Annotated in this window: 13 protein-coding genes; 7 read left to right on the forward strand and 6 right to left on the reverse strand. The window is 59.1% G+C overall.

The features are described 5' to 3' along the window. The first annotated feature begins 176 nt into the window (after window positions 1-176). The 7 genes from WAW39_RS30200 (at window position 177) to WAW39_RS30230 (ending at window position 10,142) form a co-directional block, all read left to right on the forward strand. Entirely contained in the window at window positions 177-2,240 is a 2,064-nt protein-coding gene (locus WAW39_RS30200; protein WP_422323484.1) for a multicopper oxidase family protein, read from the forward strand. Between the two features lie 33 nt (window positions 2,241-2,273). Next, window positions 2,274-2,549, forward strand: a complete 276-nt coding sequence (locus WAW39_RS30205) for a hypothetical protein (RefSeq protein ID WP_422323486.1) — start codon at window positions 2,274-2,276, stop codon at window positions 2,547-2,549. 137 nt (window positions 2,550-2,686) lie between these two features. Then, window positions 2,687-3,040 carry a hypothetical protein gene (locus tag WAW39_RS30210; RefSeq protein ID WP_422323488.1) on the forward strand — a complete coding sequence of 118 codons (354 nt, stop codon included), beginning with the start codon at window positions 2,687-2,689 and terminating at the stop codon, window positions 3,038-3,040. A 103-nt stretch (window positions 3,041-3,143) separates the two neighbouring features. Then, a complete protein-coding gene (locus tag WAW39_RS30215) occupies window positions 3,144-4,400 on the forward strand; it encodes a TolC family protein (protein WP_422323490.1) in 1,257 nt (418 codons plus the stop codon). Between the two features lie 4 nt (window positions 4,401-4,404). After that, the gene (locus WAW39_RS30220) at window positions 4,405-6,093 is read left to right on the forward strand and encodes an efflux RND transporter periplasmic adaptor subunit (RefSeq protein WP_422323492.1); all 1,689 of its coding nucleotides are present in this window, start codon (window positions 4,405-4,407) and stop codon (window positions 6,091-6,093) included. Continuing rightward, window positions 6,090-9,479: an efflux RND transporter permease subunit gene (locus WAW39_RS30225; protein WP_422323494.1), complete on the forward strand. Its 3,390-nt coding sequence runs from the start codon at window positions 6,090-6,092 to the stop codon at window positions 9,477-9,479. The genes WAW39_RS30220 and WAW39_RS30225 overlap by 4 nt, the downstream gene beginning before the upstream one ends. A gap of 378 nt (window positions 9,480-9,857) precedes the next feature. Then, the gene (locus tag WAW39_RS30230; protein WP_422323496.1) at window positions 9,858-10,142 is read left to right on the forward strand and encodes a hypothetical protein; all 285 of its coding nucleotides are present in this window, start codon (window positions 9,858-9,860) and stop codon (window positions 10,140-10,142) included. Between the two features lie 1,052 nt (window positions 10,143-11,194). Here WAW39_RS30230 and WAW39_RS30235 read toward each other — a convergent pair. The 6 genes from WAW39_RS30235 to WAW39_RS30260 form a co-directional block, all read right to left on the reverse strand. Next, complete coding sequence (locus WAW39_RS30235) at window positions 11,195-11,797, reverse strand: RNA polymerase sigma factor (RefSeq protein ID WP_422323498.1); 603 nt, start codon at window positions 11,795-11,797, stop codon at window positions 11,195-11,197. A gap of 83 nt (window positions 11,798-11,880) precedes the next feature. Next, the gene (locus WAW39_RS30240) at window positions 11,881-12,174 is read right to left on the reverse strand and encodes a hypothetical protein (RefSeq protein ID WP_422323500.1); all 294 of its coding nucleotides are present in this window, start codon (window positions 12,172-12,174) and stop codon (window positions 11,881-11,883) included. A 232-nt stretch (window positions 12,175-12,406) separates the two neighbouring features. Beyond that, window positions 12,407-12,694, reverse strand: a complete 288-nt coding sequence (locus WAW39_RS30245; protein ID WP_422323502.1) for a hypothetical protein — start codon at window positions 12,692-12,694, stop codon at window positions 12,407-12,409. Window positions 12,695-13,023: 329 nt separating this feature from the next. Further along, entirely contained in the window at window positions 13,024-13,341 is a 318-nt protein-coding gene (locus WAW39_RS30250) for a hypothetical protein (protein ID WP_422323504.1), read from the reverse strand. A gap of 817 nt (window positions 13,342-14,158) precedes the next feature. Beyond that, window positions 14,159-16,912, reverse strand: coding sequence for a cation-translocating P-type ATPase (locus tag WAW39_RS30255; RefSeq protein WP_422323506.1), 2,754 nt, complete (start codon window positions 16,910-16,912; stop codon window positions 14,159-14,161). Next, entirely contained in the window at window positions 16,909-20,544 is a 3,636-nt protein-coding gene (locus WAW39_RS30260) for an efflux RND transporter permease subunit (protein ID WP_422323508.1), read from the reverse strand. Before WAW39_RS30260 ends, WAW39_RS30255 begins: the two co-directional genes overlap by 4 nt. Between the last annotated feature and the right edge of the window lie 3 nt (window positions 20,545-20,547).

A 20,547-nucleotide genomic window follows, 5' to 3' on the forward strand; every position in this document is an offset into this window, starting at 1 on the left:
GCCCGTGGTGTGCCCAGGCAGCGGCACCCATCAAGCGCGGGCGGAGCGAGCGCCTCCGGCATGAGTTCGGTCAGGCGGCCCGACTGCCACGCCTAGCCCGATTCTCCGTTTTTTGCGCAGCCCTCGCCTTCGTGCGGCTGCGGAACTCACCCAAGCCAGCATGTTTCAACTCACCCATGAAGATTTTTTCAGCACTTCTCACCGCGCTTTGCGGCTCAACCATTTTCGTCCACGCCGAGATTGTCGAATACACTCTCGACATCAAGGAAACCATGATCGCGCCAGCCGGGAAGCAGGTGCGCGGCCTCACGATCAACGGCGGACTGCCCGGCCCCACGCTGCGGTTCAAAGAGGGCGACATCGCCCGCATCCAGGTGGTAAACGGCCTCAAACGCGAGGAAGTCTCCACCCACTGGCATGGCCTGCTCGTGCCGAACATCGAGGATGGCGTGCCCTACCTGACCACACCGCCGATCCTGCCCGGCACCTCCCGCACCTTCGAGTTCCCGCTCAAACAGGCCGGCACCTACTGGTATCACAGCCACACCGGCTTGCAGGAGCAGCGCGGCGTATATGGCAGCATCGTCATCGAACCCAAAGGCGGCGAAAAGATCAAGGCGGACCAAGACATCGTGCTCTTGCTCTCCGACTGGACGAACGAAAATCCGCATGAGGTGATGCGCACGCTCATGCGCAACAGCGAGTGGTATGCCATCCGCCGAGGCATGGCGCAGTCCATCTGGGGTGCTCAGCAGGCGGGCAATCTCAAAGACTACTTCAAGCGGGAAAAATCACGCCTGCCGCCGATGGACGTGGCAGACGTGGCCTTTGACGCTTTTCTCATCAACGGCAAACCGCGCTCCACCATCGCTGCCAAGCCCGGTGAAAAGATACGCCTGCGTGTCATCAATGCGGCAGCCTCCACCTACTTCTACCTGAACTCCGCCGCCGGGCCGCTCACCATCATCGCCGCCGACGGTAAGGACGTACAGCCCATCCGCCAGCACCGCCTGCTCATCGGCATGGCAGAAACCTACGATGTGATGGTCACTGTGCCAGCGACAGGCGCATTGGAGTTCCGCGCCACCTCGCAGGATGGCTCAGGCCGCGCGTCCGTTTTCATCGGCAGCGGCAAAGAACAACCCGCCCCTGACACCGAGCGGATCAACCCCTACAGCATGAACGCCGCCATCGCCGCCGTGCTCGATCAGCTTGACGAAACTGGCGGCCTCTCTGACAAAGCCGCCCTCGCGGCGGAAAAGCCGCGCCCGCTGCCGCCCTACAAGCGTCTCAAGGCCACCCAGCCCACCACCCTGCCCAAGAGCGCCCCGGTGAGAAAAATCACGCTGAAACTCAGCGGCAATATGATGCGCTACATCTGGACCATCAACGACACCACGCTCAGTGAAAGCAGCACCATCCCGGTGAAGCGCGGCGAAGTGCTACAGCTTGAACTCGTCAACAACAGCATGATGCACCATCCCATGCACCTGCATGGTCACTTCTTCCGGCTGCTCATGCAGGATGGGCCTGATCCAAGCCATGCCCCGTTGAAACATACTGTGGATGTCCCCCCCATGAGCCGTCGTTTGATCGAGTTCTATGCCAATGAGGAAAAGGATTGGGCTTTTCATTGCCACCTGCTCTACCACATGCATGCGGGCATGATGAAAGTCCTCAGCTACGACGATCAGGGCGTTGATCACGAACCGAAGCTCGACCTCAAGATGGAAAACCCGTTCTATTTTCTTGTGGATGGCAGCATTCAAAGCCAGATGAGCATGGGTTTCGCCCGGCTGATGAACACCCGCAATGATTTTGGCATCAACTGGGAGTCCGGCTGGCAGCACACTGATCCACGCCCCGGAATAGAGTACGAAATCGAGCCCACCTGGCAGCGCTACATCAACATGCGCTGGATGACCTTCACGGGCCTGCGCTTCACCAACCTGCTCAACAAGCACAACAGCCTCATCGCTGGTGTCACGCACCGCCTGCCCTACATGGTGGACGCGCAGTTTTCCGTGGAAAGCACCGGCAACATGCGTTTCGGCCTGCTCAAAACCTTCCAGCTCACCAGCCGGCTCAGCGTCTTTACCCGCGTGGAGTATGACACCAATTCAGCGCAAGGACTCGAATGGCTCACCTGGACCAACTACACCCTGAGCAAAAACCTCGGCCTCATCACCTCCTACAGCTCCGACTACGGCCTCGGCGCTGGACTCTCGTATCGATTTTAACCCCCATACACGAACCCAAACACACCCACCCTCATGAAAAGCACCACACTAAAAAATGCCCTCATCACCCTCCTGCTCGCAGGCACCGCCGTCATCATCACCGCCTGTGCCAGCGGCGGCGCGTCCAGCACCCTTGGCGGGGCCAAAGCCTATCCGCGCAACACCTGCATCGTCACCGACAATGACCTTGGCTCCATGGGTGACGAACAGCGCCTCGTCTATCAAGGCCAGGAGCTTAAATTCTGTTGCGCTCCCTGCGTGAAGAAGTTTCAGGCCAATCCCACCAGATACCTCGCGAAGCTCCAGTAAGCGGACACCTGAGGACGCTCTTGTACAGGATGACGGGGCCGTCCTGTACAAGAGATTGTGCTCGTATTTTTATAAATTTTTGCGGGATTCGCGATATCCCAGAGTTAGTTTGCATGAAACCTGCTACATTTGCCACCATGCATCTTCTCCGTACCATCATCCTGATCATCACACTCGTGGTGCAGGCGTTGCCTGTGCCTGCCGTGGCGCTGGAAGATGTGTATCCGCTGTGCAGGATGCCGTGTTGTGATACTCATACGACGACCTGCTGCTGTGCGGAGCCTGTGCAGGCTCCGGTGCCGCCTGCACCGGTCAGCACGCCGCCGGGCACGGGGCGCGAGATGATTCCTGCGGTGCTGTGGGTGACGTTCACGCCTTTGCTGCCGTTGGAAACTCCCACAGCGGAAGCCACGACACGGCTTCATGAACGCCGTGCCGACACCCAGCCGCATGTTCGGTTGCCGATGCTGTTCTGCGCCATTTTGATTTGAGTCGGCGTCTCTGACAGACGCATTGTGCCCATGCTGCGCGGTCCCATGACGGACTGCTTGAGCACATGGGCTTGGTTCCACGAACCTTAACGACTCAAATATCATGCACACATCCTTTTACTGGACCGCGCTTACGCTGGCCCTGGCGATCACGGCTCACGCCGATGAGGTCACACCCTTGCTCCTCAACCGCCTCATTCAAGAAGCGGTCACGACTCATCCATCCATCGAGGCGGCTCAGGCGCGCACGCAGGCGGCCACGTCTGCCATCGATGCGGTGCGACTGTGGGAAGACCCGCAACTCGGCCTCGGCACGTTGTTTGCCAGTCAAATCAACCGCCAGGGCAATGGCGACATCCTGGGGGGCATCGACCAAATGCTGCCACGTCCAAAACTTTATCAGGCGGAGAAACGACGGGCCGCCGCCGAGCAGCAGGTGCAGCAGGCCGCACGGCGGCAGACGGCGAATGAACTCGCTCTATCGGTTGCACAGGTCACATTGGAACTGGCGCTGGCGGATGAAGTCGTGCGTCTTCAGACGGAAAACGTCGGCTGGCTGCAAACCATCGTGAAAACGGCGGAAGAACGCGCCAAAAGCCCGGACGCGACGGCCACGGAGACATTGCGACTGGAAAGCGAACTCGCCGTGCAAACGCAGACATTGGCGGCGGCAAAGCGCCAGCGCAGTCAGTTCGCCACGACTTTGAATCTGCTGCTCGGACGTTCCGTGGATCACAACTGGCAGCCGCTTTCGCTGCCGGTCCAAGCACAGGCAGTTGCCAGTGCCGTCGCATTGAAAGTGCGCCTGGAACGCAACAATCCCAGGCTCGACGCCTTGCGCCATCAGGCCGAAGGCGCACAGGCACAGGCGGATGCTGCACGCGAGAAGCGCAAACCGGTGTTCTCCGCAGGCGTGCAGGTCTATGGCTACTCGCAGGGCAACAGTAGCGACATGATGACGATGGTCACACTTAAAATGTCCCTGCCATGGTTCAACCGCTCGGTCTATAAGGCCGACATCGCGCGTGCTGAGAGTCAGCGCGATGCGGCGCAGAGTGATCTGGCAGCAGAGCAGCGTCTGCTCTACACGCAGATCACCAGCATGCTGACGCAGGCGGAAAACAATCGTCGTCTGGCTGAAGCTTACACCAGTGAGGTGCTGCCGAAGTCTGAGAAGACGGTCGAAACGCTGCAAAATGCCTGGGTGTCATCCAAGGCCACGCTGCTCGAAGTTCTCGAAGCACGGCGTGCCTTGTTGCAGGCACGGCAGGAACAAAAACGCGCCCTTGCTGCACAGAACGTCGCCGCACAGGCGCTTGCAGCACTCACGGGTAGTCTCGTCACAACTGCATTCCATTAATGTCATGAAAAACCTCCTCACGATCTTCCTCATCATCACCGCACTCGGCGCAGGCTGGTTCCTGCGTGGCAGTCATTCCCCCGGCATGCCCGCGACAGCTTCATCCGTCGAACGCAAGGTGCTGTTTTATCAGAGCGCCATGCATCCGTGGATCAAAAGCGACAAGCCGGGCCGCTGCACCATCTGCGGCATGGAGCTGACACCTGTCTATGAAGGCGACAAAGGTTTTGATGCCGCCGGTGGCGATGTCGTGCCGCTCACGCAATCGCAAATCCAGGTGCTCCAGGTGCAGACCGTTGAAGCCAGGCAACAGCCGCTCACCAAGACCCTGCGGGTCTCGGGCATCATCAATGATGACCAGCGCCGCCATCGCATCCTCAGCGCGTATGTGGATGGCCGCATTGACAAGCTCTTTGCCAATTATGACGGCGTCGAAGTTGTCACCGGTGAACCGCTGGCATTGCTCTACAGCCCGGTGCTGTTGCAGACCGAGCGCGAGTATCGCCAGCTCACGGGTGAATTGAGAAAGAGCACTGCGCTGCGTTTGCGGCAGATGGGTCTCGCCGAAAAGCAGATCGAGGCCCTGGATCAGAAGTCTGCAACTGCGTTGAATTCGGAAATTCTTGCCCCGCTCACCGGCACCGTGGTGGAGCGCGCTGTCTATGAAGGCCAGTATGTGACCATGGGGCAGAAGCTCTTTGCCATCGCCGACTTCAGCGTGATGTGGTTCCTGTTCAATGCCTACGAACAGGACATGCCGTGGATCAAAGTCGGACAAACGGTGGAACTCAGCACGCCATCCGTACCGGGCAAGGTCTTCGCTGGTAAGATCACATTCATTGATCCGAACTTCGATGAAGCCACACGCTCTACCCAGGTCCGCGTCGAGCTGCCGAATCCGATGGTCGCAGGCCGTCGTGAACTGCTGCATCGTCTTTATGCTGAAGGTGCGGTGAGGGTGGAGTTGCCAGAAGTACTCACCGTGCCGAAGTCAGCCGTCATGCAAACTGGCCCCGAGGCTGTGGTCTATGTCGATCATGGCGGTGGTGCTTATGCACGCAGCGTGGTGCAGCTCGGTCGGCGTGCTGACGCGCTGCTGGAGATCGTCTCCGGTATCAAGGCAGGCGACAAGGTCGTGACGAACGGCAATCTGCTCATCGACGGTCAGGCTGAGATGAACCGTTCGTTTGCCACACCTGTTGTCGGCATACCTCTCGCGGCTCTGACGGATGCGCAAAACAAAGCCATCAGCGGCTTCATCAAAGTGGCAGATGTAATGGCGGCGGCGCTTGCCGCCGATGATCTCGCCGCGTTCAATAAGGCAAGTGAGACGACGATGCTGCAAACCGGGGAATTGATCGACACTTTGAAGTCAAACCCTGATTGGAAACCCAAACTTGATGCGCTGGACCAGTCGAGGCACTTCCACGGCTTCGATGACATCCAGAAAGCCCGCGTCGCCTTCCATGCCTTCTCGGTAGCCGCCACAGCACTGCTGGAGCCGCTGCGCACCGTCAAAGGCTCACCCGACTTCAAAGTTTGGGAATGTTTCATGGTGGATCAAGTCATTCCCAACGTGCCTGCCAAAAGCCACTGGCTGCAACTCACTGGCAGACCAGGACACAACCCTTACTTCGGCAAGGACATGCTGGAGTGCGTGAAGGAAATCAAACCTGGGGAGGCGCTGCCATGATCGAACGCATCATCGGCTGGAGCCTGAAAAACCGCTTCCTTGTCGCGTGCGCGGCCTTGCTGCTCATCGCCTTGGGCGTGCGTGCGATCTACCTCACGCCGGTGGATGCGATTCCTGATCTCACGGAGAACCAGGTGCTCGTCTATGGCGAGTGGATGGGTCGCAGTCCGCAGGAGGTGGAAGATCAGGTGACCTTTCCTCTCTCCACCGGCTTGCAAGGCCTGGCGGGTGTCAAAGAAGTGCGGGCAACCTCCATGTTCGGCTTCTCGCTCGTCACGATCATCTTCGAGGACAAGGTGGACACATACTTTGCCCGAGCGCGGGTGCTGGAGCGGCTGAACTACCTGCAAGGCTCGATGCCCGAGGGCATGAAGCTGCAACTTGGCCCCGATGCTTCGGGTCTCGGCTGGGTGTATCAATACTATTTCGCGGTCGATTCCACGCAGGCCACGGATGGCGGTTATGATCTCGCGCAACTGCGTTCGCTGCAAGACTGGTATGTGCGCTACCAACTCGCCAGTGTGCAAGGCGTGGCCGAAGTGGCAAGCATCGGCGGCTTTGTGAAGCAGTATCAGGTCGAGCTAAACTCCACCAAGATGCGCATGACGAACGTCACGCTCATGGATGTGATGACGGCGGTGCAGAACGCCAACCTCAACGTCGGCGGCAAGGTGGTGGAGGAAAATGGGGCCGAGTTTGTGCTGCGCGGCATTGGCTTGGTCAAAAATCCTGAAGATCTCGAACTCGTCACGGTGAAGGCTATGGATGGCACGCCGATTTACCTCAAGGACATCGCCACCGTGCAGATCGGCGGTGATTTCCGCCGTGGTGCGCTCGATTTGAACGGTCATGAGGCCGTGGGAGGCACGGTGGTCATGCGCACTGGCGAGAATGCCAAAGCAGTGATAGAGCGCATCAAAGAGAAGATCGCACAGATCGCGCCGAGTTTGCCACCGGGCGTCACGATCAAATCATTTTATGACCGCAGCGAATTGATCGACAGCACCATCGACACACTCAAGCATGCACTGCTGGAGGAGATGATACTCGTCACACTCGCCCACATCATATTCCTCTGGCATTTCCGAAGCATCCTCATCGTCACACTACCACTGCCGATCTCGATTTTGATCTCATTCCTGCTGATGAAGGAGTTCGGCATCACCAGCAACATCATGTCACTCACTGGCATCGCCATCGCCATCGGCGTGCTGGTGGATGCGGCCATTGTAGTCACGGAGAACGTGATCCGTCACTGCGAGAGGGCCGAGGAAGAGAAAGGTTCCCCGCTGGATTCCAAGGAGACGTTGCAGATCACGCTTGCAGCCTGCACGCAGGTCGGGCGTCCCATCTTCTTCGCCATGGCGATCATCATCCTCGCCTTCGTGCCAGTGTTTGCCCTCGCGGGACAGGAGGGGAAACTGTTTCACCCGCTGGCTTTCACCAAGACCTTTGCGATGATCGGTTCCACGCTGCTAGCAGTCACGCTGGTGCCGGTGCTGTGTTCGTTGCTCGTGCGTGGCCCGTTTCATGCCGAGGAACACAACCTCGTGATGAAGTTCCTGATGCGCTTGTATGAGCCGACGCTCAATTGGGCGCTCAGTCATCGCAAAACGGTCATCGCATCCGCTTTCCTCATTCTCTCCGTTTCACTGCTGATCGCCTTCGGCCTGCCACGCTCCACGGTGAAACAACTTCGTGATGCCGGTTATCCGCGTCTGGCCGACACCGTGACCGGCTTTGGCAAGGAGTTCATGCCCCCGCTCAATGAAGGCAGCCTTCTCTACATGCCGGTGATGATGCCCAAGACCGGCCTCAAAGAGATCCAGCGCGTCATGTCCTGGCAGGACACCGTCATCGCCGCCACACCCGAAGTCGAGTCTGTCGCGGGCAAACTGGGCCGCTTTGAGACCGCCACCGATCCTGCACCCACCGAGATGCTGGAGACGACGATCATGCTCAAGCCCGAATACATCGCTGATGGACGCTGGAGCGTGAAACGCAATCCTGCGTGGCGTGAAGGCATGACCGTGGAGAAGCTCAAAGCCGAACTAACCGAGAAGATGAAGCAGGTGCCCGGTTATGTGCCCGCCTTTCTCCAGCCCATCGAAAACCGCATCCTCATGCTCTACACCGGCATCCGTGCGCAGGTGGGTGTGAAGATTTATGGCGACAACCTCGACAAGATTCAGCGCAAGGCTTTCGAGGTTGAGAAGCTCATCAACCGCATCGAAGGAGCTGCCGGGGTTTCGCCTTCGCGTGTGCAAGGCAAACCCTACCTCAACGTCCAGGTTGATCGTCAGGCCATGGCCCGCTACGGCCTCAGTGCCAAGGACGTGCTTGATGCTGTGGAGATCGCCATCGGCGGCAAGAACGTCAGCACGACCATCGAAGGCCGGCAGCGCTTCCCCATCCAGATCCGCGTGCAGCGCGGCGAGCGTGATGACATCGAAAAACTCAGCAGCATCCTCGTCGCCGCACGGCAGGGCATGAGTGCATCCGGTGCCGCTCCGATGGGCGGCGGCGGTGGGATGGCTGGCGGCGGTGGCGCAGCGCCAGCCGCAGGCATGGCCTCAAGCGCGGGAAACACACCTGTCACTTACATCCCGCTTGGCATGGTGGCGAAGATTACCCGTGAAGTCGGCGCGAACGAGATCGCCAGCGAGAATGGCCGCCTGCGTTCCTATGTGCAGGCCAATGTGCAGGACCGTGACCTCGGCGGCTTCGTGCAGGAGGTCGAGCAGCAGCTCAAGACTATCGACTGGGAAGGCATGACCTACAAAATGACCGGCGAGTATGAAAACCAGCGCCGCTTTGTGCAGACCATGCAGATCGTCTTCCCCATTGTGCTGCTCATCATCTTCGTGCTGCTCTACATCGTCTATCACAGCGCTTTGGAGGCCGCGCATGTCATGCTGGCCGTGCCGTTTGCGTTAAGCGGTGGTGTGCTGCTGCAAAAACTGCTCGGCTACAACTTCAACGGTGCCGTATGGGTCGGTTACATCGCCCTCTTTGGCACAGCAGTTCAAACGGGTGTCGTGATGGTGGTGTATCTCGAAGAAACCGTGAAAGCCCGCATGACCGCGCTCGGCGAAGCTTTCGCTTATGCCGACCTCGTGCAGGCCGTGAAGGACGGTGCACGTCTGCGGTTACGGCCCAAGGTGATGACCGTCGCCACCATCGTTGCCTCCCTCTTGCCGATCATGTGGAGCCATCGTCAGGGTGCGGAGGTCATGCAACCCCTTGCCACGCCTGTCATCGGCGGCATGATCTCCAGTTTGATCCATATTCTCATTGTCACTCCCGTGATCTTCCTCTGGCTGCGCGGGCGTGAGTTCAGGAAAGGTTCACTGCACGAATCATTCGGACGCAGCCAGGCGGCATAGCCCCGCAGCTCATTCCGCCGTGAACCGCCAAACCACACCAATGCAACTGAGCACACACCCATAAAAATGATCCTGCTCACCACCTGATACGACCCGGGGAAGATGAATCTTGAATACTTCCCATCCAATATTCTGTTGGGTTACGTTCTCACCTTGTGAACTTCCGTGGCACCATCGTCGCCTGGGTCAAGAGCGGCTCCTTCACCGAACACACCTGCAAGACCTGCGGTGGTGCCATGAAGCACTGCAGCAGCCATTAAACCGGGTGGGGCCAAAGTAGGGTTACACCCCATGACCCCCAGCCGCGTACTCCGTGCAGCTTGCGGGGAAACCTGTCAACGCGGCTTTTATCACAATAACAGACAAAATCCCAACATCATGAAAACAACACTGACAACCTCCCTGACCGCACTGAGCGCCACCCTCCTGATAAGCTTCACCCTCGCCAGTTGTGAGAGTCCCCACCGCAATTCTACGGGCGGCTGGCACAACATGGGGGTCGGCCCCAAGGAGAATCACCCAATGCCCGATGCAAATATGCCCGGCAACCGCTCTAGTCATTCGAGCCCCTTCCACAACTCTGCGAGTGGCTCGCACAACATGGGAGTCGGCCCCAAGGAGAACCATCCGATGCCCGATGCAAACATGCCCGGCAGACGCTGAGTGACCGGCCAGCAGGACAAGCGAGCGATGTGTGATCTTCCAAGACATGCAGCATGAGCCCGGCACTAAAACGCTTCATGGCAATGAGGCAGCGACGGCAAGCACCGCAATGAAGGCATCAAGCTTCCGCTTGCGGGCCACTGCCCGGTGGTGGTGAACTTCATGCCTAAGTTTAGAACACCCCCAACCAGCGGCAGTAAGCGGTGTGAGCAGCCCTCAGGCGGGCTGCTCGCCAATTTTTTTCGAGGCGGGAGCCCCGAGAAGGTGAAGAGGGCAAGGCACCGGTGGGCAGAGCCTGCCCTGTGCCAATCTTGAGCAAGTCGTAAAGGACAGTGCCCGTTTGCGCTTATGTCCCGAGGTGATGTCCGTTACAGCCATCATCGCTTCGCTGCTTCCCATCATATGGAGTCATCGGCAGGTCTGGGAGGGGTGCAGCCCACGCGACCCGTCTTTTGGGGCATCATCTCCCAACTGACTTACATCCTCGTCGTCAAACCTTCGTCGCGCGTAGGGGCGTTAGAGTGCGCCGCGACTGGCTCCCCGCAAGCGCAGGCCACCAAGAGAATGTTTATCAAAGCCGGGATGAATCTGATGGCAAGGGCTTGGGGGCAATCTTTATTTCCTACGCCCACACACACACAGTCTGCCGGCACACATGCTGATCGGTAGCACACTGATGAAGCACCACATGTGTACTGTCCACTGGAGCTTGAGAGCTATCCAAAAGCTTATGCTTTTTGCCGTGGACGGGTTTTATTCGCTGTGAATTACTGGCAGAATAGCTTTGGTATTCACTGGAGAAGTGTCTCTGCGTTAAATGCCGCCAAGAAGATCAAGCTAGGAGCAGTTGAGGGCTTTGCGAAGCCGGGCGAGCATTTCCACCTCCGGGTTAGCGGATCCGACCTCAATTCGTTGAAGCTGTCGCCGGTAATATGCAACTGGTCGGCTAGCATTTCCTGCGTCAATCCCAGCGCCATGAGAACCTCTTCAGGGTTGGTAAACCTGACCATTTCGAGATCCTGGCACCACAGATAACGAAACACACGAACCACCTACGTGTGGTCATCCTTCAGCCAGTCTTTGAGCAGCTGCCGCGCACGGTAGATCCGCATTTCCACCGTTTTGACATTGCACCCCGTGGCACTGGCGATTTCTGCATAGCTCATGTTCTCATAGGTGAGCAGCAGCATGGCCTCACGCAGGCTGGTGGGCAGCGCGGCCAACGCAGCCTCGATCTCCCCCTGCCGCTCGCTGTTTTCCATCTGCGTGTCGGGATGCGATTCAGCAGACACCGCATGGGCGTCATAGACCTCTTCCTCCAGCTCGACAGTGGGATGCCGCTGCCTCCAGCGCTCGTGATTCCGCGCCAGATTGCTGGCGATGGTGAACAGGTAGGTCGAAAAAGTCGCGGAGGGTGAGTAGGTACCGCAGTTCTGAAACAGCTTCACAAAGGTCTCCTCGGCGAGATCGCCGGCAGTGGCAGGCTCACCGGTCATGCGCAGGAGGAAGGCGGCGACTTTGTCACTCCAGCGCTGCATGATTTCCTTCAATGCCTCATCGTCCCCGGCAGCAAGTCGCTGCATGGCTTCTATATCGGCATCAAGAGGAGCGTCGGGCATCGGCACCAGCCCAAGGACTTCCGGTGTGGTTGTCATTGAAGAAGACCCATGAAGCAGGAAATGCACCACTTTGCAAAGTGGATTCCTCTCTCATCGAACCTTCTCACCCTCCGCCTGCATCACGGGGTAATGGATCTGATTTCTTTCTTCTCATCAGCGGTCTGGCCCACCCGAAAAAGCCAGCTGCTGAGCCCCCAGCCCAAGGCGAGCACCAAGGCCAGCAACAACGCCGCAGTCAGCAAGCGTAAGAGTCGGGTGAACAAGGCCCCGCCCGCGCGGCGCAGGCCAGTACTGCGAGGGCGCGACGACTCCGCCGCTGTAATGCGGGCATAAACTGACCGGCTGAAAGACTTTGGCAGTCGGATCTGCGCCGGGTAACGGCGCAGCAGACGGTGGAGTTGGTCGTCATTCATGGTGCGATGCTTGGTAAACCGCCCCGTTCTTTGCCGCGTTTCGACCGCCTCAGGGAGTGGTAAGGCGACCGGCCTGATGCCCCTGCACCAGTTGATTTGTGGAACCCATTTTGCAGGTTGTTCGATGTTAAGCCACACAGGTTCCACCGCGATTGCAGAGTGGTTTGTGCGGCAGGCGCGGTGTGTGTCTTGGTAGATCACACACCGCGCACTTGTTCCGCTGGCGGGTCACTCAGCGATTGCCGGGCATGTTGGCGTCAGGCATAGGCTTGCTGTCCTTGGGGCCGAGGCCCATGTTGTGCCAGCCGCCGGTCTTGGTTTTGCTGGAGCTCGTATGACTGGCGCCATAGCCGGGCATGTTGGCATCAGGCATTGGATGGTTGTCCTTGGGGCCGACGCCCATGTTGTGCGAGCCGCCGCCGGCTGGACTGCGGCGACCGCTCTCACAGCTGGCGAGGGTGAAGGTGACGAGGAGGGCGACGCTCAGCGCGGCCAGGGTGGATGTCAGTTTAGTTTTCATGATGCTTGGGTGTGTTGGTGTTTGGAGTTCTGGCAGAAGAGCTGACTGCCTTCATTAGGTTCAACACCGCACGGGACTGATCCCCTACGAGATCGTAGGATCCACGCACGGCTGCACAAGATGCGCTCATGCCCGTGCTTCACCCGAGTTCTCCGACAATGTCTTTTTCGAGCGCAAGGCGGGCGACGGGACAATGGCGGATGCTACGGTCTCTATTGCCACCACCTGTATATCCTCATCCAGTTCGGTCCTATGTTTGCGCGGTTAATCGACACAAAAAAGCCGCCAGCGGATGCATCCGCTGGCGGCCAAACTACGACCTAAAAAGGTTAGTGGCTGGTGCAGTGGCTCATGGCACCGCCGCAGGTCTTGCACACGTGCTGCGTAAAGGAGCCAGTCTTCACCCACGCGATGACCTTGTTCTCACAATCTGGGCAGGTCATGCTGCTGGAGGACCGCAGGGTGACGAAGCCCTTGCCGCCAGGGGATGATGCTGAAAGAGAGGGAGTCTTGAAATAGACGGTGCCGCACTTGGTACAGCTGATGGCGCTGGTGGGAGTGGCTGAGGGGGGCGCGCAGGAAGCGAGCAGCATGGTGGCGAAGGTGGCAAGAACAAGGATGGTGGAGTGGATAAGTTTGGTCTTCATGTATTTGATGTGGTTGCAATGAACCGTGTTTATTATTCAGCAGGAATTATGCCAAATGGAATAGCATTTAGGCACGTCAATACCATATACTCAAAGTTTGGCTTGATTCACCAAAAAATGAACGCCTCCAAATTGGGGTTTGGCGGCGTCGGGGGGAGGTGGGCGGGGCTAAACCCATGTGGTGGGATGCTCGACCATCGTTATGTGCCTGGTCGTTGTAAACGGTGCTGACGGGGCCACCCATGCTGTTGAGGGCGCTGCCGGTGACGAGGCAGACTTTGAGCGGATAGGGGTTGACGCCGCCGACACCCGGTGAGTCAACACATTAGGCGAGGCTGAGCAGGAAGGTAGCGAGGAGGATGCGCGTGCGTGTTTTCATAATGTGTTGTCGTTGTTGTGTTGTTGATGGGTGAGTTTCCATCAAAAGCGGATGATGAGGCCGACTCCAAGGCCCTAGTCGCTGTGGTAGCTAGCGAAAAGGGAGACGTTACGGGCCAGGGTGTAGTCGGCCCCGGCGCTCCATTCCCAGCGGCTGCCCGTATCATAGAAGTCGTAGCCGGAGGTGCCGATGAAATCGTAAGGAAATGGAAACCTTTTGTGTGCGTAGTGAGGTCAATTAGCTTTAAAGAAGCATCGCTGAGCTATATAAGCGACGAATCAGTTCTTTATTGTAATGATTGAGAGTGACTTCCGCCAAGAGGTCAGGACGATAGTGCATGGCCTGAAAAGCAGATTGTTTATTCATGCCCGCCTTTCTCCTCCTTCACGATTTTGCCATCTTCCAGCGTGATGACGCGGTCGGCCTAATGCCCGAGCGCTAGGTTGTGCATGGTGAGGATGACGGTGAGCCCCTGGTTCTGGACGAGGCTGCCGAGCGAAAAACCTTGATGATCTCCAGCAGGACCAGCGGGATGGCCGCGACGGCGGTGAGCATGATGCAGTCGCTCAAATCCATCGTGGCTCCTCGGAACAGGTCAGCGATGAAGCGGCTGTGGTGGCTGGTGATTTGGATGATGAACGACACGGCGACGACGAGGAGCAGCCGTATGTTGGTGACGAAGCCCATCTGCCAGACGGTTTTCGTTTCGCTGCGGACACCGAATGATCGGAAGAGTTCGGCAAACACGAGCGTCGCGAAGGCATGGGTGCGGGCCAGTTCTACAGTCTCGGTTCGGAGGCCGTAGAGGAACACGGCGAAGGAAACTCCGGCGGTGAGCACGCCGGTGAAGAACATCATGCCGAGAAAGGAACCGGAAGTGATGCGCTCGTTGCGCGGACGGGGAGCGCGGGTCATCACGTCGGCGTCGATGGGGTCCACGGCGAGGCACAAGGCGGGGAGTCCATCGGTGACGAGGTTGATCCACAGCAGGTGAATCGGCAGCAGGGGCATGGGCAGGCCGGAAAGGATGCAGGCCATCATCAGGAGCAGCTCGCCGGTGTTGCCTGCGAGCAGGTATTGCAGGGTCTTGCGGATGTTGTCGTAAATGCCACGGCCTTCTTCGACGGCGGCGACGATGGTGGCGAAGTTGTCGTCGGTGATGATCATGTCCGAGGCCTGCTTGGTGACCTCGGTGCCACCACGGCCCATGGCGATGCCGATGTCGGCACCTTTGATCGCTGGCGCATCGTTGACGCCGTCGCCGGTCATGGCGACGACGGCGTCGTTCGCTTTCCAGGCGCGGATAATGCGCAGCTTGTGAGCGGCGGTGACGCGGGCATAAACGGCGATCTGGGGAGCGCGCTGCTTGAGTTCATCGTCACTCATTTTTTCCAGCTCGATGCCAGAGACGGCAAGATTATCACCGGTGGCAATGCCAAGTTCATGCGCGATAGCCATCGCCGTTTGCGGGTGATCGCCGGTGATCATGACCACGCGAATACCCGCAGCGAGGCAACGCGAAACGGCGTCATTCACTTCAGGGCGCGGCGGATCGACCAAGCCGGTGAGGCCGACGAAGACGAGTTCACGCTCGACTTGATCGGCGGTCAAGGATTCGGGCGGGGTGGGTTCAAGGTCGCGATAGGCGGCTCCGAGCACGCGCATCGCTTTACCCGCGAGGGTTGAGTTCTCGGCGCTGATGGCGTTGCGGTCGGCATCCGTGATGGGTCGCACGCCGTCGCTGCCGAGCACATGGGTGCAGAGTGCGAGCAGCTTGTCGGGTGCGCCGTTGACAAAGGCACGCAACAGTTTGTCCGGCATCAGCCGCACGACGGTGTGACGCTTCCGATCCGAGTCGAACGGGATCTCGTGATGACGTGGTTGCTCCTTGTCCGCTCGTTCCTTGTCGCCACCGGCCTTGCCGCCAGCGGAAAGCAACGCGCCTTCGGTAGGATCGCCAATGACTTTCCACTGACCTGCCACCTGTTGAAGATGTGAGTTGTTGCCGCCGACGAGGACATTGCCCAGCTCAAGCAGGGACGCGGCGTGAGCAGCCTCAGGCGCTTTGCCATCCATCAAGACCTTGCCGTCCGGGCCGTAGCCTTCACCGGTAATTTCAAACGACTGGCCTGCGACATAGAACGCGCGTGCGGTCATCTCACCTACTGTGAGCGTGCCGGTCTTGTCGGTGCAGATGACGCTCGTCGAACCGAGCGTCTCCACCGCAGGCAACTTGCGCACGAGCGCGCGCCGATGCGACATGCGGCGCACGCCGAGCGCGAGCGAGATGGTCACGATGGCGGGCAGACCCTCTGGCACCGCCGCCACGGCCAGACTCACGGAGGTAAGAAACAACTCGAAGAACTTCATCCCGCGCAGCAGGCCGAGCACAAACAGAAGGCCCACGATACCGAGAGAAATCCACACGAGCAGCCGACCGAAGGCAGCTAGTTTGTGCTGCAACGGCGTGCCCTCGCCAGCTTCTTCAAGCGTGGCTTCCCCGAGCAGACCGGCGATGCGTCCCATTTCGGTTTGCATCCCGGTGGCAACGACGACGGCCTTCGCTGTGCCTGACGCCACGCTAGTGCCGGCGAAGACCATGTTCTCGCGATCACCGAGGGGCACATCGGCTTTGTCGAGCGTGACGACCTTCTTCTCCACGGCCTCGGATTCACCCGTGAGTGATGACTCGATGCAGCGCAGCGACGAGGCTTCGAGCAATCGCGCATCGGCGGCGGCCAGATCACCGTCTTCGATTTCGAGCACATCACCCGTCACCACTTCAGCGGCTGGAATGGCAACCACATGGCCATCGCGCCATACCTTGGCGCTGGGAGCCGTCATCTTCTTCAGCGCGGCGATGGCTTTCTCAGCGTTGAACTCCTGATAAAAGCCGATCACCGAGTTCAACACGACGATGGCAAGGATGGCGATGCTATCCACCCATTCTCCCAGAAGGCCAGCGATGAATCCTGCGACGATCAAGATCCAAACGATGAGACTGCTGAACTGCCCGAGAAACAACCGCCACAGATTGATCACCTTTGTTTCCTTCAGCTCATTCGGGCCGTCGGCAGCCAATCGTTGCGCCACCTCGGAAGCAGACAGCCCTTTGATGGACGTCTTGAGATACTCCAGCACGCTCTCCGGTGATTGCGCGTGCCAGGCTACTGATGGCGGTGGTGTATTCATGATGCCGTCTCGGGTGCTGATGCAGCAGTGCCAAGCCGCTGCTGGCGCTGCCATTTCCACTCTTCCATGGCGCAGAACAGGCAGGGCACGATGAACATGGTGACCAGGCTCACGGACATGCCGCCAAGCGAGGGGAGGGCTATGGGCTGCATGATGTCGGAGCCGCGACCGGCGGCCCAGAAGACGGGCATGAGGCCGAAGACGGTGGTGGCGATGGTCATGAGATTGGCGCGGATGCGTTTCAATCCGGCCTGGACCACGGATTCGCGAATGTCATTGATGCTTTCCATCTTCTTGCTGTCGAAGATGTCTTCGAGGTAGGTGGAGAGCACCACGCTGTCGTCATCCACCACGCCGAGCAGCACCAGAAAGCCCACCCACACGGCCACGGAGAGGTTCGCGCCCCACAGCGGCAGCAGCAGAAAACCTGCGGCCAGCGAGACGATGACGTCCATGAAAATGACCGGCGCGATCCATTTCCGCCGGAAGCCGAGGTAGAGCGATACAAACATGATGACGATGCAGACGGGGACGAGAATCTGCATGCGCTTGGTGGCGCGCATCTGGTTCTCAAACTGGCCGCTCCATTCCCAGTAGTAACCAGCGGGGAGTTTGAGGCGTCCGTCCTTCAAAGCGGCCTGCAAGAGCTTCTCGGCATCTTCCACGACGCTGACTTCATCACGGTCGCGCGTGTTCATGGTGACGTAGCCGACGAGCAGCCCGCGTTCGCCTTTGATTTCCTGCGGACCGAGCACGCTCTTGATGGTGACGACCTGCGCGAGCGGGATCTGCGCGCCGCTGCTGGTGGGTACGAGGATTTTTTCCAGCTCAGGAATGTCCTCGCGAAACTCGCGCAGGTAGCGCACGCGGATGGGGTAGCGCTCGCGGCCTTCGACGGACTCCATGAGGTTCATGCCGCCGATGGCGACTTCGATCACGTCCTGCACGTCGCGGATGTTGACGCCGTAACGAGCGATGCGATCGCGGTCGATGTGGAATTCGAGGTAGGGTTTGCCGACGATGCGGTCGGCCACGATGTCAGTGGTGCCGGGCACTTCCTTGAGCAGCGATTCGATTTGCAGGCCGATGTGTTCGATCTCCTTCAAGTCGCCGCCGTAAATCTTCACGCCCATCATGGCGCGGAAGCCGGTCTGGAGCATGACGAGGCGTGTTTGGATTGGTTGGAGGAAAGTAGGCAGCACGCCGGGGATGGCGGTCTTCTCCTGCAACTCGGTGAGAATCTCGTTCTTTGTGATCTGCCGATGTTCCGGCGCGATCCAGGCGAGCGGTGCCTTGAGCCAGCCGGGCCAGTTTGAAAACCAGCGCTTCACTGGAACGTGTCGCCATTCGTCCTCGGGTTTCAAAATGATGATGCTCTCCATCATGCCGATGGGCGCGGGATCGAGCGCACTTTCGGCACGACCGAGCTTGCCGACGACGCTTTCGACCTCGGGCACGCTGGCGATGGCCATGTCCTGCTTAGCGTTCACTTCAATGGCCGGACCGAGCCCCGCCTGTGGGAGCAGCGAGGGCATGTAGAGGAATGATCCTTCATCCAGCGGCGGCATGAACTCGCGCCCGAGGCCTGGGATGATGCGGGTTTCCGCAACGACACGAAGACCTCCCTTGGCGTCGTTTTGCGCCTCAGCTTCGGTTGGTTTGCGCCAGAGCATGCGGTAAGTGGCCGACTGGTCACCATGCCGGATTTTTTGCCAGCGCAGTTCGCCAAACTGAACACGCGGCGTCGCTGCCCCGAGATTGGCAGCCCACTCAACGGGTTTCAACATCACGCCGATGCCGAGCCAGACGCTGATGCCGGCCAAGAAGATCAGCACCGGGATGAGCATGAAGGTGAGCTTGTGTGCGAGCACCCAGCGCAGCGCCGGCACATAGAGGCGGGCGATGCCATGTGAAACGGGATTCTCCTCCAGCGGCAGGAAGCGCTCGCGCGTCATGCGCACCACGGCCAGGGCAACGATGACACCGACGACGATGGACATCGGCCAGCCGCTGTAATGGGAACCCTCCAGCGCCCACATGAAAACCGCGTGCGTGGCGAACACGGAGCAGGTGCCCAGCACGATGGCTATCTTCCACACCGTGCGGCGGGACCATTTCACCGGCTGAAACAAGTAGTAGCACATGAGCGGCACGACGGTGAGCGCGAGGATGACGCTGGCGCCGATGGCGAAAGTCTTGGTGAAGGCGAGCGGGCGGAACAACTTGCCTTCCTGGCCGGTAAGGAAGAACACCGGGATGAAGGAGACGAGCGTGTTTGAAACAGCGGTGACAATCGCGCCGCCGACCTCCGTGGCACCATCGGTGATCTTTTGGAGGTGGCTCTTCTTCGGATCACCGGTGGCCATGTGCCGGTAGATGTTCTCCGTCATGATGATGCCCATGTCCGCCACATCGCCGATGGCGATGGCGAGACCCGCGAGCGACATGATGTTCGAGTCCACGCCGAAGGCGAACATGAAGATGAAACACAGACAGACGGACAGCGGCAGGGTGGTGAGCACCGACGCGGTGCTGCGCAGATGCAGCAGGAAAATGAGAACGACGATGCTGGCCATCAGCGCTTCCTCGCTGAGCGCCTCTTTGAGCGTGTCGATGGTCTCGTTCACGATGTCCGTGCGGTCGTAGAACGGCACAATACGCACCTTTGAGATGCGACCGTCGGCGAGCGTCTTCTGCGGCAGGCCGGCTTCAAGCTGCTTGATCTGTGCTTTCAAGCGTTCGACGACATGCTGCGGATTTTCGCCGTAACGCATCAGCGCCACGCCGCCCACGGCCTCGACGCCATCTTTGTCGAGCGCACCACGGCGGAAATCCGGTCCGAGCGTCACGGTGGAAACGTGTTTCAACTGGATGGGCGTGCCACCCTCCTGCCGGATCACGACCTTCTCCAGGTCTTCCACCGATTTGATGAAACCGACGCCGCGGATAAAGAACTCAAGACCGTTTTTCTCCAGCACCTTCGCGCCAACATCAATGTTCCCCTTTCGCACGGCTTCATACACATCGAACAGGGTCACGCGGTGTGCGCGCAGCTTGTCGGGATGCACGTCGATCTGATACTGCTTCACGAAACCACCGATGCTCGCGACTTCGCTGACACCTTCGACGGCATTGAGCTGATAGCGCAGATACCAGTCCTGGATGCTGCGCAGTTCGGCGAGATCGAAGCCCTCGCCCTCAAGGGTGTACCAAAAAACCTGGCCCAGCGCGGTGGCATCCGGCCCCAAGACGGGCACGACATCTGCGGGCAGCCGCTGCTGCGCCACGTTCATGCGCTCCAGCACGCGTGAACGCGCCCAGTAGTAGTCCACGTCGTCTTTGAAAATGACGAAGACCATCGAGAAGCCGAAGCCCGACATGCTGCGGATGGTTTTCACACCGGGCGTGCCAGTCAGGCTCGTGGTCAGCGGATAGGTGACTTGATTGTCCACGTCCTGCGGCGAACGTCCGGGCCAGTCGGCAAAGACAATGACCTGCTTTTCGCCGATGTCGGGAATGGCATCGACGGGGGTGTTTTGCAGCGCGTAATAGCCGCCGCCGAGCAAAGCGAAGATGCCGAGAACGACGAGGAAGCCGTTATTCAGACACCAGCGAATGAGAGCGGTGGTCATGGC

It is taken from the genome of Prosthecobacter sp., assembly GCF_049294395.1.
Taxonomy (GTDB): domain Bacteria; phylum Verrucomicrobiota; class Verrucomicrobiia; order Verrucomicrobiales; family Verrucomicrobiaceae; genus Prosthecobacter.

What these genes read in the sequence shown, in the direction of transcription:
- WAW39_RS30200 (WP_422323484.1), top strand. Translation starts at nt 177, where the DNA reads ATGAAGATTTTTTCAGCACTTCTCACCGCGCTTTGCGGCTCAACCATT.
- WAW39_RS30205 (WP_422323486.1), top strand. Translation starts at nt 2,274, where the DNA reads ATGAAAAGCACCACACTAAAAAATGCCCTCATCACCCTCCTGCTCGCA.
- WAW39_RS30210 (WP_422323488.1), top strand. Translation starts at nt 2,687, where the DNA reads ATGCATCTTCTCCGTACCATCATCCTGATCATCACACTCGTGGTGCAG.
- WAW39_RS30215 (WP_422323490.1), top strand. Translation starts at nt 3,144, where the DNA reads ATGCACACATCCTTTTACTGGACCGCGCTTACGCTGGCCCTGGCGATC.
- WAW39_RS30220 (WP_422323492.1), top strand. Translation starts at nt 4,405, where the DNA reads ATGAAAAACCTCCTCACGATCTTCCTCATCATCACCGCACTCGGCGCA.
- WAW39_RS30225 (WP_422323494.1), top strand. Translation starts at nt 6,090, where the DNA reads ATGATCGAACGCATCATCGGCTGGAGCCTGAAAAACCGCTTCCTTGTC.
- WAW39_RS30230 (WP_422323496.1), top strand. Translation starts at nt 9,858, where the DNA reads ATGAAAACAACACTGACAACCTCCCTGACCGCACTGAGCGCCACCCTC.
- WAW39_RS30235 (WP_422323498.1), bottom strand. Translation starts at nt 11,797, where the DNA reads ATGACAACCACACCGGAAGTCCTTGGGCTGGTGCCGATGCCCGACGCT.
- WAW39_RS30240 (WP_422323500.1), bottom strand. Translation starts at nt 12,174, where the DNA reads ATGAATGACGACCAACTCCACCGTCTGCTGCGCCGTTACCCGGCGCAG.
- WAW39_RS30245 (WP_422323502.1), bottom strand. Translation starts at nt 12,694, where the DNA reads ATGAAAACTAAACTGACATCCACCCTGGCCGCGCTGAGCGTCGCCCTC.
- WAW39_RS30250 (WP_422323504.1), bottom strand. Translation starts at nt 13,341, where the DNA reads ATGAAGACCAAACTTATCCACTCCACCATCCTTGTTCTTGCCACCTTC.
- WAW39_RS30255 (WP_422323506.1), bottom strand. Translation starts at nt 16,912, where the DNA reads ATGAATACACCACCGCCATCAGTAGCCTGGCACGCGCAATCACCGGAG.
- WAW39_RS30260 (WP_422323508.1), bottom strand. Translation starts at nt 20,544, where the DNA reads ATGACCACCGCTCTCATTCGCTGGTGTCTGAATAACGGCTTCCTCGTC.